Here is a 14,586-nt window from a genome sequence, read left to right as displayed (position 1 = left end):
TTTATTATTTTAAGAAAAGTTAATCTTCTTCATCTTTAAGTTCTTCGCCGCCGTAATAGGTATAGTCGAACTCAACATTAGATATATTCATAGCTACTATAGGATCAGTTACTGGGTCGGGAAGCATAGTAGAATCAGTTTCTGAATAGGACCTTATGTCTTGAGGTTCTTGATCATAAAAATCTCTTTGATGCGGTGGATACGTATTTGTTTTATCGTTTGCCATGTTATTACCTCCTTTAGTATATGTAATGTATAGTGTTCCACATAATAGAGAAAAAAATGAAGGTAATATTATCTAAATAATTATATGTTTACAATTAAGTTAGAGTCTTGCATAGATTAGATTAATCTAACATAAAATATATATGTATTTAAAAAAGTCTTCTAATAAAGAGGAAATTTTTAAAAAATGTAGAATATATATAATTACTATCAATAAATAACTGTTATAGATTAAATTCAAATACTATTATAGTGTTTATTGGTTTTTAAATTTAAAGGAGGAATAAAAATGACTGAATCAAGACAAATTTACAAATGTGAAATATGTGGTAATATAGTTGAGGTACTTCATAGTGCTGGCGGAACTTTGGTCTGTTGTGGAAAAAATATGACTCTTAAAGAAGAGAATACTCAGGATGCAGCAGTTGAAAAACATGTTCCTGTAATTGAAAAAATAGAGGGTGGAATTAAAGTTAAAGTTGGAGCAGTAGAACATCCAAAAACAGAAGATCATCATATTGAATTTATTGAAGCTCATACAGAAAATAAGTTGTACAGAAAATACTTAAAACCAGGTGAGACACCAGAAGCAGAGTTTAAAATAGAAGAAGAAGTATTATTTGTTAGAGAATACTGTAATTTACACGGACTTTGGAAGGCATAAAACTAGAGAATTTCTGTTGACAATTAAAGTAAGTAGGTGTACAATATTTATATGATATTTTTAATATCTTATAAATATAGTCTTTGATGGGAAGCAAGTAAATTTAAAAACAGATTCCAGAGAGTCGTTGTGGGTGAAATTACGATAATTATGTTTAAGTTGAATGGGTCTCTAAGATTCGGGGTGAAATGAAGTAGCTCTTGACGTAAGCCTTACGTTACAAAGGTAGGATATCGTAGTGTATCTGTTTAAGAAGAAGCTTTAAGTAGCTTCTAAGTATTAGGTGGTACCGTGTATATGCGCCCTATGGATTAATCCATAGGGCTTTTTTTTGTATTTAAACAAATTGAGAAAACTATTATATAGGAGATGGTAATTTTGGAGAGTAATAAAAAAGTAATATTTAGTGGAATTCAGCCTTCGGGTGATTTAACACTAGGAAATTATTTAGGAGCTATAAAAAACTGGGTTAAATTACAAGAGGAATATGAGTGCTATTTTTGTGTGGTGGATTTGCATGCTATTACAGTAAAGCAAGAACCAAAGGATCTTAGGCGAAGAACATTAGAGGTGTTAGCCATTTATTTAGCTTCCGGGATTGATCCTGAGAAAAATACCATGTTTATTCAATCACATGTTTCAGCTCATAGTGAGGCTGCTTGGCTTTTAACTTGTTCCACTTATATGGGTGAATTAAGCAGAATGACTCAATTTAAAGAAAAATCTAAAAATAGTGAGAGTATAGGAGCTGGATTACTTACTTATCCGGTGCTAATGGCAGCTGATATTTTATTATATCAAACTAATTTAGTGCCGGTAGGAAAAGATCAAACTCAACATCTTGAAATCGCCAGGGATATAGCTGAAAGATTCAATAAAACGTACAGCGATACATTTGTAATACCTGAACCATATATAGGCAAATTAGGGGCTAAGATTATGGATTTACAAGAGCCAACTAATAAAATGTCTAAATCAGGTGAAAATGTTAATGGATTCATTTTAATAATGGACCCACCAGAAGTTATAAGAAAGAAAGTAAATAGGGCAGTTACAGATAGTGTGGGGATTGTTAAATATAACGATGAGCAATTAGGAGTTAAGAACTTAATGACTATACTAATGGCTATAACTGGTATTTCTATGGGGGAAATTGAAGCTAAATATGATGGGTTAGGTTATGCTCAATTCAAAAAAGATGTAGCAGAAGCGATAGTTGCAGAACTTGAACCTATTCAAATTAAGATTAATGAATATATGGGCCAAAAATCTTATTTAGAGGAAATTTATAAAAAAGGTTCTGAGAAGGCTAACTATGTTGCCAATAAGACATTAAGGAAAATGCAAAAGAAAATAGGGTTTATACCAAGATAATGGTGGGGGGAATTCTCCTACTTGCATTGCAGGCGAGATTGAAACTGGAAATTGCATTAAGAAATTCTAATCTTTTGCTTATATAAAATCCCCTACCGCTCACACTCGACGTCCTGTCTCGGGTTCGCTAGACTGGACCTCTGGGTCGCTCTCTGGGGGACATAACAATTATCAATTGTTATGCAACCTGGCAGTCTTACGGAGATTTTATATTCGCAAAAGAAGAATTTCTAAATGAAATTTCAATGTTTCTGCGCTTCTTCTTACAAGTCACTTCGGAGAAATTATACACCATTATGAACGGCGCCTAGCGGGAAGTTCAAGGGAAAGTGGAAGTCATCAGAGGGAATTTTGATAATATCCGCACCTAAAAAATCTTTTAGCCGATAGGCGGGGTGTTTGCTACATAATATATAAATATTAAAAAAATTAGTAAAGTGAAAATTACTAATTGAGATTTTAACGACTTTAGCCTAAAGGTTTTTTAGCCGTAGGCTGTATGTTTGTCACAAAGTATATAAATTTCTAAATGTATAATCAACAGTATTTTACATTAGCTGCTATGAAATTAGTTTACGAGTAGACTTTGGATATTATGAGGGCACATAACAATTATTAATAGTTGTTATGTGTCTTTACAAGTTACAAGAGTTACTGCGTATGTAAATAAAAGTTGTAAAGAATAGCTAGGTAGTGAGGCTAAAGGCGTAGGGATAAAAGTTCTAGTACAACCTTAGTTGACAGATATGGTGATAAAAGCTAAAATTGATAGGTAGAGTTTTGATTAATGAAATTTTAGAATTACTAGAAGTTAAGCTAGTGGTTGCTTAAATATAAATACATATGTACGTTAAAACTTAAAAGGAGAGTGATGACTTTGGCGGATTACATAAATGAAATTAAAAAAAGAAGAACATTTGCTATAATTTCTCATCCGGATGCTGGTAAAACTACGCTTACGGAGAAGTTGTTATTATATGGTGGAGCAATAAGGCTTGCAGGTTCAGTTAAAGCTAGAAAGGCTTCTAAACATGCAGTTTCGGATTGGATGGAAATAGAAAAACAAAGAGGTATTTCTGTTACGTCCTCAGTTATGCAGTTTAATTATAATGATTTTTGCATAAATATACTCGATACACCAGGACATCAAGATTTTAGTGAAGATACTTATAGAACACTTATGGCGGCAGATAGTGCTGTAATGATTATTGATGGTGCAAAAGGAGTGGAGGCACAAACAAGAAAGCTATTCCACGTATGTAGTCTTAGAGAAATACCTATATTCACTTTTATTAATAAAATGGATAGAGAGACTAGAGATATATTTGAGCTTATGGAAGAGATTGAGAATGAATTTGGAATTAAATCTTATCCTATGAATTGGCCTATAGGCTGTGGAGTAGATTTTAAAGGCGTGTATGATAGGCTAACAAAGGAAATCATTGTTTTTGATGATGGGAAACATGGCCAAATAGAAGCCAAAGAGACAAAGATTAGTATTGATGATGAAAAGGCTATTGAACTTATCGGTGAATCTCTATATGATAAGCTTATGGAAGATATGGAGCTTTTGGATGTAGCAGGTGATGATTTTGATTTGGCAAAAGTAGCGAGTGGAGAGCTTACACCAGTATTTTTTGGAAGTGCTTCAACTAATTTTGGTGTTGAACCATTTTTGGATAACTTTTTAAAATTAACCCCACCTCCATTACCAAGAAATTCGAGCATAGGCAAAATTGATGTTTTCAGTAAAGATTTTTCTGCTTTTGTATTTAAGATTCAAGCTAATATGAATAAAGCTCATAGGGATAGAATTGCTTTTATGAGGATTTGTTCCGGACAGTTTGAAAAAGGCATGGATGTATATCATGTTCAAGGTGGTAATAAAATAAAACTTGCTCAACCACAACAATTTTTAGCTCAAGAGAGAGAAATTGTAGAAGAAGCATATGCAGGAGATATTATAGGAGTTTTTGATCCAGGTATTTTTAGCATAGGAGATACTATATGCGCATCATCTAATAAATTTGAGTTCGAAGGAATACCAACTTTTGCACCAGAATTTTTTGCAAGGGTGAGAACTGTTGATACTATGAAGAGAAAGCAATTTATAAAGGGCGTAACACAAATAGCTCAAGAGGGTGCGATTCAAGTATTTAAGGAACTTCATATAGGAATAGAACAAATTGTAGTTGGAGTTGTAGGAGTGCTACAGTTTGAAGTATTAGAATTCAGACTTAAGAATGAATATAATGTAGATATTAAAATAGATAGATTATCATTTACACAAATAAGATGGATTGAGAATAGTAATATTGATAAGGAAAAACTTAACTTGACTAGTGATGCTAGAATAGTTAAAGATTTTAAGGACAGAGACCTATTATTATTCCAAAATGATTGGGGTATTAGTTGGGCACTAGAGCATAATAAAGGCCTTATTTTATCAGATGTAAGTAAAAATAACGATTAAATAAAAAAAGTATATATTACTATTAATGCATTCACTTCACTAAGAAGTTCTAAAGCTCACTTCAATGCATTATACGTAATATATACTTTTTTTTGCGTTAAATTTTTATTAAAGAAATGTAGCTAAATTTATTTTTACATATTTTTTTTTCTGTTAGATAATACATCAATTACAAATACAATTGCAGCAACTATTAATAGAATGTTAATTAAACTTCCGCCTTTACTAAAAAGTACTCCCATTAACCAAAACAAAACGACAAATCCACCAAGCCATCGTAAAAAAGTCACATTAACACCTCCATTTATAAAAATAACAATTTAATAGAAAGTTAAAATTAATAACTAAATAACATATATAGTATTTATTACTTTGGCAATGTATATGCAAAATATATATAGTAATTATTTCTGAAAAGTGTATGCATACATTTGAAAAATAATAAATATTGTATATAATATTATTAGAGGGTTTTTAAGGGGGAGAAATATGGAAAGCAAACTATCATCAATTAAGACTATTGACATAGTACAAATTAGTCTAATGGCGGCTATTACTTTTATAGCAACTTCGGTTATTCATATACCAACGTTTATGGGTGTACTTCATTTAGGAGATAGTATGATTTTTTTATCAGCAATATTATTTGGAAGAAAAAAATCAGCTATATCTTCTGCTGTCGGTATGTGTTTATTTGATTTAATAAGTGGGTATACATTATGGGCACCATTTACTTTAGTTATTAAAGGCGTGATGGGATATGTTGCTGGGAGCATTGCCTATAGAAAAGATTATAATGGAGATAATACTTCAAATAATGTGTTTGCATTTGTTGTAGCAGGAATTTGGATGATAACAGCATATTACGTAGGTGGAGCAATTATATTAACATTTATTTCTAAAGAATTTGCACTAAAACAAGCATTGATTATATCGCTTAAAGATATACCTACTAACATACTTCAAATTGCAGGTGGTATGGCTTTAGCATTACCATTAATATCAGCATTAAAAAGAAAAGTAAACATGTAAAACAATATAAAATAAGAGCCTTATGTTAAAATTAGTTTTAACATAAGGCTCTTATTTTATCATTTATTCTTATACACAAACTTATTGCTTGTGGACTTATAGTGGAAGATACTGAAAATTATTGTTGGTATTAGGATAAAGCCAATTACAGAAAAATAAACGTAAAGGTTCAAAAATTTATATATTACTAAAACTTGGTCAGAAATGAAATAGGAAAATATAAATACAAACAAAGTAATAATGTATATCCAATATTTATTAAAGTAAGATAGCTTTTTTAATAGAATTAATATAGCATTGAGTGTTAACATATATTTTATAAACCATCCTCCTACCATTTGAAGCATTACAAAAAACTCCCCACCTTCAACAAAACTAAAATAACTAATTAGCTGAGTTTGTATAAGCTTAGGATAGTTAATCCCTAGTAATCTAACTAGGCTGAAGGTAGTCAAAACTCCAATGTTGGCAAAAATCTCCATTTGAATTACTATTAATAGAGCAATAATAGAATACTTTGTAATTTTTGATTTACTACTTACTCTTGATAAAAATGGGATACATATACCTATACCACTATAACATCCAAGTGCCTTTATTACAGATAAAATAAAGGGGTAGGTTATGCCATTTGCCATTATAGGAAGTAAGTAATCAAGTTTTTTATATTTAGCTGTAAGGACTGCTAATATTATCCCTGCTACCATGATAAAAGAAAGGCCGATAACAATAATTATAGTTATTGCTCTAGTACCTTTTTTTGTAATATAAATTGCGGGTATTAGTATAAATAGGAGTAAGAACCATGGTGGAGTTTCTTGAAGCATAGCTACATTTATAGAATTTGCTTCCACTGAAGAGCTTTCTATTAAGGTGACAATTAGAGTTATGATAAATAAAATCAAGAAAATATCACCTATTGTCTTACCTAAAGCTCTATGGTATATTTCATCCATATTATAGCAATTATTTTTTTTGCAAACATATAGTATATAAGTAAAATAAAGAAACATTAGTATTGAAGCAATAATAACGGAAATCCATGAATCTCTACCTCCATTTATAATAAATATATTAGGGTAAGTTTTCATTGACACAATAGAAGTACCCCAGATTATGAATATTAAATGTTTTGTACTAAGCTTATCCATGTTATCCCCTCGTCATATCATTATTTTAATTATATATAGCAGCGCATTATAATTATACATATTAGTAGTATTTACCAATTTGAAAATATTAAACTTAAATATAATAAAATTTCAGAATATTAAAGTTGTATTTTACAAACAATAAAATGGGTGATCAAAATGGAAAAAATAAATATAGATATTATAAAAGAAAAATTAAAAAATAGCTATGATGTTAAATATAGAGAAATGCAATGTGATATGGGAATAATACATGCTGTATTCATTGATGATTTATGTGATTCGAAATTTATCAGCGAATATATATTTAATCCTCTTATACAACGCAAGATAGAAAATGTAGATTTAGATTACATAAAAAAAGAAGTATTGCCAGCAAATATAATTGGAGATGTTAATAGTAATGAAGAGGCTATATCACACGTTTTGTCGGGGGACTTAGTGCTTATATTTTCTTTTTTAAATAAATCCATTTATTGCGAAGCAAAGGGCTATGTTAGGCGGAGTGTCGGAATTCCTGTTACAGAAAATGTAATTAAGGGGCCTAGAGAAGGGTTTACGGAGGCATTTGTAGATAATGTATCTATGATACGTAGAAAAATAAAAAACTCTAGTTTAAAATTTGAACCATTGTCTCTAGGAAGTAAATCAAATACGGTAGTTGTAATATGTTATATAGAAGGTGTAGCCCCTAAAAAGCTTGTTGATTATATTAGAAAAAAGGTATCTAATATACAATTAGATTTCATATTGGACACAAATTACATTGAGGAAGCACTTAAAAATAAGAACACAGCCTTTGACACAATAGGCACTACTGAAAAACCTGATGTGGTTGCATCAAAGCTTTTAGAGGGAAAAGTAGCAATAATTGTAGATGGAACACCTTTTGTAATTACTGCACCGTATTTTTTTATAGATAATATTCAATCACCAGATGATTATTATTCTAATAAATATTTTGCTAATTTAGCGAGAATTACGAGATTAATTAGTTTTATGGTGGCTTGCTTATTATCAGGTGTTTATTTGGCTCTAGCTACATTTCACTTTTCTCTTATTCCATCGGTTCTTGCAGTAAGACTTGCAGTAGCTAGAGCAGGAATACCTCTTCCAACTGTGCTAGAGTTAATATTGATGACATACTTCTTTCAAATACTTCGAGAGGCAGGTATTAGATTGCCACAGTCAATAGGTCAGGCCATGAGTATTGTTGGGGCTTTGATCTTAGGTGATGCTGTAGTTGGAGTTGGGTTAGCCTCTCAGACCACTGTAGTAATTGTAGCCCTCTCTTCTATATCATCGTTTTTAGTTCCGAAACTTTATGGTGCACTATCTATTTGGAATATAATTATTATATTATTTTCTTCAGTACTAGGTCTTCCAGGATTTTATATTGGGTTCTTTGTTTTTATCGCACATATGGCAGGACTTGAGAGTTGTGGATATCCTTATCTATTTCCTTTAGGAACACTAGAAAATTTTAAATTTAAGGATTTAATATATAGACAAGATCTTAACAAAATATCTAATAGTATTTTTGATAAGGATGATTATAATGAGAAAGTATAAAAAAATAATAATTATAGTGTGTCTAATAATCAATTGCATTAACATGTCAGCATGTTTTAGTTATAGGGATATTAATAGAGTTTTGTTTGTTACTGCATTAATGATAGATGTAGATGATATGGGTAATCCCGTAATATATGCAGAGGCTTATAAGGGAGTAAAAGGAACGGACCCAGAAGGAACAGATGAGAGAATACTATTTAATGGTAAAGGAAAAACATTATTTGAAGCAATTAGGGATATGAATTCTACATCAAGCTTTAAATTAAATTATACACAAAACAAAGTGGTAATATTTACTCAAAAGGCCGCAGAATTCGGTCTGGAAAATTTTATAGACTTGTTAGCTCGTGATCAAGAACTGATAGTAAGACCTTATATTGCAATATACCCTGGTAACCCAGAGGAACTTATGAAATTACAAATTACTCAAGAAAAGTACATTGGATTTTTTATAACAGAACTTATACAAAATATTGGATCATCTCCAAGAGCTGTAGTACTAACTTTAAATGACTTTTACAATGAAAGGGTTAGCGGAGATAAAACATGTGTAATAACTATGGTAGATATACCCAAAAATTCATTAGAGCCCAAGTTACAAATAAATGGCGGGGCAGTAATTCAACGCGATAAGATGGTTACAACTCTAGAAAGTTCAGATGGGTTAGGTTACAATTTCTTAAATGATAGTCTTTCAAGTGGTATTTTAGAGGTAACTAATCCTTTAGATATTAATAAATTTGTAACGCTAGAAATAGAAGATAGTAAAACTAAGACAGAAATCAGCTATTCTGACAACATGGTTCATTTAAAAAAGAAAATCAAAGTTAAAGTATATTTTGCAGAGGCGCAAAAAAGCATTGTACTTACTAATGAAACTATTAGAAAAATGGAGGCTGTAGCTGAAGATAATATTGAGAAGGCTTGTCAACTTTTATTTGAGAAATTCAAGAGTATGAAAATAGATATTTTTCAAATAAAAGAAAAGTTTTATCAAAAGTATCCTAAGATAGAAATTCAAGATATTATTAGTAAAACTGAGTTAAAAGTAGAGGTAGATGTAGAAATAAAGACTGCAGGAGATGATAAAAACTTTAAATAGAAATAGAGTTGTTGCACGAGAATTAAAAGGCGATGGTATTCCATCGTCTTTTGTTGTAGACTATATATATATAATAGAAAGCTGCTTTAACCTATAGTTGCAATTTGTAGTTACAAGCATAGTATATTATAATAGCGTTTTTAAGGGGACATGTATGGATACAAAAAAAATAAGTATCTTGTTAAAAAGGGATGAAGGAATAAAACTAGATTATAAGCAAAAAATTGACATAATAATCGAAAGTGGTAAAAAAGAATTAGCAAAGGACGTATGTGCTATAGCTAATTCTCGCGGAGGAAGAGGATACATTATTATTGGAGTAGAAGATAAAACAAAAAGAATTATAGGTATAAATATAAATGATTTTAAAGAAGAACAGGTTCAACAAATTATTAGTTCGAGATGTGAACCACCTATTCCGATATCCATAGATTTTGTGATACATCAGGGCAAAAATTTAGCAATAATAACTATATATGATGGTGGTCAAAAACCTCATCAGCTAAGAGAAAATGGTGCTTTTTATATTAGGCGGGGTTCAACAACGGATACTATGCGAAAAGAAGAATTAATTTGTAGTTTACAAGAAAATTTCAGTCTTAATATTGAAACTATGCCTATTATAAACAGTGACATTAAAAGTTTAGATTTAAACATAATTAATAAATTTTATTTGAATAAAGGAATTTTAGTTAATGATGAAAACAGGGTAGGATATTTAGATAACACAGGAATAACTTTTACTGAAAGAGACTATAATAATAGAGTCGTCACTCTAGGTGGGTTATTGGTATTTTCATCGATGAACAGCATTTATTTACCTCATAATATGATAAAAATAATTAATAGGGTAAATGATAAGGTTGATAAAGTTATAATTGTGCAAGGGAATTTATTAGATATGCTAGATAGAGTGGAAGAATATTTGGACAAAATATTTCCAGCTAATTATCCTGTGAGCGCAGTGAATGAGGCTGTAAAAAATGCAATACTTTATAGGGATTATACAATATTTTACAAGGAAATTGAAATAGTGGTAGGATATAATAGTGTGAGTGTGGTTAGTCCAGGGAGTTTATTATTATCTAATGAAATTAATAATCATAATTATTCTAAAAGAAATATGTGGATATATGATAAGTTAATAGCTTTAGATGATAAAAAAAGATTCACGAAATCAGGTAAAGGATTAACACGAATGAAAAAAGCTTTTATTAAATATGGTAAAGTGCTGTTTGTAGATTCAAAAGATGATAATACTTTTAAGGTGATTTTTCCAGGAATTAAAAATTTTATTTGAGTGTATTTTAGTGTAACGGTATTATTAATGACAAAGTCATAGCATATGGAGAGAATAGTTGTATATAAGAGTAAATGCTAGATAATTAGCTATATTTGTATATAAAGATCTAATATGAGTCTTGATTTTTTTAAAACAATCATATATTATTAGTAACATAAAATTATATATACAAGGCTGTGAAAGAAAAAAGTAACTATAGGAATTATCAAGAGAGCTAGTGGAAGGTGTGAACTAGTTAAGGAATATGGTGAAATACATTCTGGAGCTTTAAGCTGAAATAAAGTTACTTTAAATTAGGCTGAGACGGGTTAACCTTACGTTATAAGGAAAAAGCGGATTGTTAAATCAATTTGGGTGGTACCACGGAAATATTTCGTCCCTTTCATAGGGGGCGTTTTTTTTATTGCCAAAAATAAGTAATATATAAATAGGGAGGAATAAATTATGACAAATGTATATGATACTCTTAATGAGCGAGGATATATAAAACAACTTACTCACGAGGACGAAATTAAAAAGATATTAGCAAAGGACAAGGTTACTTTTTATATAGGCTTTGACCCAACAGCGGATAGCCTTCATATAGGTCATTTTATTGCTATGATGTTTATGGCGCATATGCAAAGGGCAGGTCACAGACCAATAGCTTTAGTTGGCGGTGGTACTGCAATGATTGGTGATCCATCAGGTAAAACAGATATGAGGAAAATGCTTTCAAAAGAAGAGATTGATTACAATATATCCTGCATAAAATTACAACTTTCAAGGCTCATAGATTTTAAGGATGATAAGGCTATACTAGAGAATAATGCAAATTGGCTACTAAACTTAAATTATGTAGATTTTATAAGAGATATAGGAGTGCATTTTTCAGTAAATAGAATGTTAGCTGCAGATTGTTTTAAACAAAGATTAGAAAAAGGTTTATCTTTCCTTGAGTTTAATTACATGCTTATGCAGGGTTATGACTTTTTAATGCTAAATCAGAAATATGGATGTACCATGCAATTAGGTGGGGATGATCAATGGTCCAATATAATTGCTGGTATGGAGCTAATAAGAAAAAAAGAAGGTAAAAATTCTTATGGCATGACATGTGCACTACTTACTAATAGCGAAGGCAAGAAGATGGGAAAAACAGAAAATGGTGCTTTATGGCTTGATGCAAACAAAACATCTCCTTATGACTTTTACCAATACTGGAGAAATATTGCGGATTCAGATGTAGAAAATTGTTTATCATTACTCACTTTTGTACCAATGGATGAGGTTAGAAGATTAGGCGCTTTAAAAGATGAAAAAATCAACGATGCTAAAAAAGTTTTAGCTTTTGAGGTTACAAAACTTATTCATGGAGAGGAAGAAGCAGTTAATGCAAGAACTGCTGCAGAGGCTCTATTTGGAGGCGGGGTTGATATGAGCACCGTACCGACCATTTCTATGCCTCTTGATATGAAGAATGCCTTATTAATGGATATACTAGTTCATACGAAGGTGTTACCATCAAAAGCCGAAGCTAGAAGACTAATTGAGCAGGGTGGATTAACTATTAATGATAAAAAAATAGAAGATAAAAATGCAATTCTACTAGATGAAGATTTTAAAAATGGTAGTGTACTTATAAAAAAAGGGAAGAAAAAATATTACTCTTTAATAATAGAGTAGCAATAATTTAGCGAGTGCAAAGTTAAAATTTATATTTTAGCTTTGCTTTTGTTTTTATTTTTAATAAGACAGTTAATAAATATTACATAATTATTAACTGTCCCCCTTAAAAAAAGAGTATTTCATACGATAATTAAATATTAGAACTATTTGAAAATGTTACAATGCCAAACAATTGGGAGGTGGCTTATGTCTATTATTAGTAATATTTCAATTTTACAAAATCCTTCTGCTAAAAAAGCTTTTAGCAGTATATCTTTTGAGGTTGGAGAAAATTTTAATGCAAGAATTGTAAGCACGGATGAAGAAAAGGGAGAGGTAAATTTAAAACTGTTAGATGGATGGCAATTCACGGCGAAGCTGGATAAGTCACTAGAACAATTTATGGATGGCAGTGTGCTCAAATTTGAAGTAGAGGGTTTTGAAGACGGCAAACTTATAATAAAATTAGCAGATGATAATAAAAAAAATGCTATTGTAGAAAATGACACTTTACAAGATTTTTTTCATGGTGAATTAGTAGAAGCTGGTAGGGACGATGTTTTGATTTTTGAGAAAATGTTAAAACATGATATGCCTTTAACTAAAGAAAATATAATTGATATAAAAAATTTACTGGATTTTAAGGACAAGATATCCTTGGATACTGATAAAGAGGATGTCTTTATTGGGAAATATCTTAATAGTAGAAATATTGACATTAATAGTGAAAAGGGTATTGAAATAACAAAGATTTTAAAAAACTTTTTCCAAGCTTTAAAGAGCTTAAATATTGACGAGATACTATTATTTAAAGGAAATAACATTCAACTTAATAAAGGAAATCTTGAGAGTTTTATAAAGTTATTTAAAGGGGATTCGGCTATATATAACAACCTAAAAGACCTTAATAGCTATTTATTAAATAATGATATAACTGAAGAAATACCAGTGGATACCAAAATTACAACCCCACCTATAAATTTGAATAATAATATTAAAGAAATAGTCAAATTAATAAACTCAGAGTTAAAGAACTTAGATATTGAACATAGCGTAGATACAAATTTAAAGCTTAAAGGTGTTATTTCTAACAAGAGCACAATAAATACTTTGGTGGATGAGATATTGAAAGCTGAGAAAATACCATTAAGTGAAGATAATCATAGTAAGTTACTAGTAAATGTAGAGAAAAAATTAGAAGTAATACAAAGTGGGCCGGGGAGTAGAAGTTTAGAGAGTATAAATAATAATGAAGAAACACATTCAAGTAATACTCAAATAAATGCTGTTAGTGAAATGGATAATAAGAGCATTAAAGTGAATGGTTATAGTAAAAACAATTCATTAAGTGAAATAATAAATATGATAAAAAAAGAATTGAGTTTTTCGGAAATAGATAAATCTGATATAGATGGGCAAGCTATAGATAATGAAGTTAAGGATAATAATTATAAGGATATACAAAAAATTACTACGGATGTTCTTATTAAGGATCAGATTAAATTAAAGACAGAAGAAATCAAAAATATGGTTAGAGAAATTATTGAGAATAAAATTAATCTAAAACCAGAAACCTATGAGAAAGTTATGAATGTATTTGAGCAAAAAATTAATGATCTAAAGGTGTATAATTCTATTTCACAAGAATACTATTATCTGGACTTGCCTATAAATGTTAATGAAAATGAATATCAATTTAAGTTGATTATTAAAGATGATAGAAAAGAAAGTAAACAAATTGACAGTAAAAATGTTAAAATTGCCACTAGCATTAAAACAATAAATATGGGAACAGTAGATGCGTATATTAAAATAAAAAATAATAATATGAACATCGATATTAATTGTAATGAATTATTCATTAAAGTGTTAGAACATAGCAAAGATCAGTTAGTTAAGGATTTATCTAGCCTAAGCTATAAAGTTAATATTAAAATTAATAATAAGCCACGTGAGTTTTCACTGGCAAGTTGTGGAGAGTTTTTTGATGATAGAAGTTTTAATACTATCAATATAAAGGTATAATGGTATTGTTCTACT

At 30.0% G+C, this 14,586-nt stretch carries 12 protein-coding genes and 1 other annotated feature; of the genes, 9 read left to right on the top strand and 3 right to left on the bottom strand.

Features of this window, described 5'->3' with window-relative positions; all coding sequences use genetic code 11:
• Positions 1-19: 19 nt before the first annotated feature.
• A complete protein-coding gene (locus KPL55_RS19095; protein WP_216308345.1) occupies positions 20-226 on the bottom strand; it encodes a hypothetical protein in 207 nt (68 codons plus the stop codon).
• A 288-nt stretch (positions 227-514) separates the two neighbouring features.
• On the opposite strand from KPL55_RS19095, the gene KPL55_RS19090 reads away from it, so the two are divergent.
• The 3 genes from KPL55_RS19090 to KPL55_RS19080 all read left to right on the top strand — a co-directional run bounded on the left by KPL55_RS19090 (position 515) and on the right by KPL55_RS19080 (position 4,736).
• A complete protein-coding gene (locus KPL55_RS19090) occupies positions 515-889 on the top strand; it encodes a desulfoferrodoxin (protein WP_216308344.1) in 375 nt (124 codons plus the stop codon).
• 378 nt (positions 890-1,267) lie between these two features.
• A complete protein-coding gene (gene trpS / locus KPL55_RS19085) occupies positions 1,268-2,263 on the top strand; it encodes a tryptophan--tRNA ligase (protein WP_216308343.1) in 996 nt (331 codons plus the stop codon).
• Positions 2,264-3,140: 877 nt separating this feature from the next.
• A complete protein-coding gene (locus KPL55_RS19080) occupies positions 3,141-4,736 on the top strand; it encodes a peptide chain release factor 3 (protein WP_216308342.1) in 1,596 nt (531 codons plus the stop codon).
• A 134-nt stretch (positions 4,737-4,870) separates the two neighbouring features.
• Here the strand turns inward: KPL55_RS19080 and KPL55_RS19075 are convergent, their stop codons facing one another.
• Complete coding sequence (locus tag KPL55_RS19075) at positions 4,871-5,026, bottom strand: lmo0937 family membrane protein (RefSeq protein WP_216308341.1); 156 nt, start codon at positions 5,024-5,026, stop codon at positions 4,871-4,873.
• A 199-nt stretch (positions 5,027-5,225) separates the two neighbouring features.
• Here KPL55_RS19075 and KPL55_RS19070 point away from each other — a divergent pair, with 199 nt between their 5' ends.
• The gene (locus KPL55_RS19070; protein WP_216308340.1) at positions 5,226-5,768 is read left to right on the top strand and encodes an ECF transporter S component; all 543 of its coding nucleotides are present in this window, start codon (positions 5,226-5,228) and stop codon (positions 5,766-5,768) included.
• Positions 5,769-5,827: 59 nt separating this feature from the next.
• Here KPL55_RS19070 and KPL55_RS19065 read toward each other — a convergent pair whose 3' ends face one another.
• The gene (locus KPL55_RS19065) at positions 5,828-6,919 is read right to left on the bottom strand and encodes a GerAB/ArcD/ProY family transporter (protein WP_216308339.1); all 1,092 of its coding nucleotides are present in this window, start codon (positions 6,917-6,919) and stop codon (positions 5,828-5,830) included.
• 159 nt (positions 6,920-7,078) lie between these two features.
• Here KPL55_RS19065 and KPL55_RS19060 point away from each other — a divergent pair, with 159 nt between their 5' ends.
• The 5 genes from KPL55_RS19060 to KPL55_RS19040 all read left to right on the top strand — a co-directional run bounded on the left by KPL55_RS19060 (position 7,079) and on the right by KPL55_RS19040 (position 14,571).
• A complete protein-coding gene (locus KPL55_RS19060) occupies positions 7,079-8,491 on the top strand; it encodes a spore germination protein (RefSeq protein ID WP_216308338.1) in 1,413 nt (470 codons plus the stop codon).
• Positions 8,478-9,596, top strand: coding sequence for a Ger(x)C family spore germination protein (locus KPL55_RS19055; protein WP_216308337.1), 1,119 nt, complete (start codon positions 8,478-8,480; stop codon positions 9,594-9,596). The genes KPL55_RS19060 and KPL55_RS19055 overlap by 14 nt, the downstream gene beginning before the upstream one ends.
• Positions 9,597-9,750: 154 nt before the next feature.
• The gene (locus KPL55_RS19050) at positions 9,751-10,896 is read left to right on the top strand and encodes an AlbA family DNA-binding domain-containing protein (protein WP_216308336.1); all 1,146 of its coding nucleotides are present in this window, start codon (positions 9,751-9,753) and stop codon (positions 10,894-10,896) included.
• A gap of 170 nt (positions 10,897-11,066) precedes the next feature.
• Positions 11,067-11,283, top strand: a binding site (T-box leader).
• Positions 11,284-11,343: 60 nt separating this feature from the next.
• Positions 11,344-12,564, top strand: a complete 1,221-nt coding sequence (tyrS, locus tag KPL55_RS19045) for a tyrosine--tRNA ligase (RefSeq protein ID WP_216308335.1) — start codon at positions 11,344-11,346, stop codon at positions 12,562-12,564.
• Between the two features lie 189 nt (positions 12,565-12,753).
• Positions 12,754-14,571, top strand: a complete 1,818-nt coding sequence (locus KPL55_RS19040) for a hypothetical protein (RefSeq protein ID WP_216308334.1) — start codon at positions 12,754-12,756, stop codon at positions 14,569-14,571.
• Positions 14,572-14,586: the final 15 nt, after the last annotated feature.

This window comes from Clostridium lacusfryxellense, assembly GCF_018861735.1.
Taxonomy (GTDB): domain Bacteria; phylum Bacillota; class Clostridia; order Clostridiales; family Clostridiaceae; genus Clostridium_AD; species Clostridium_AD lacusfryxellense.
This window is presented reverse-complemented; position numbering and strand designations above follow the sequence as displayed.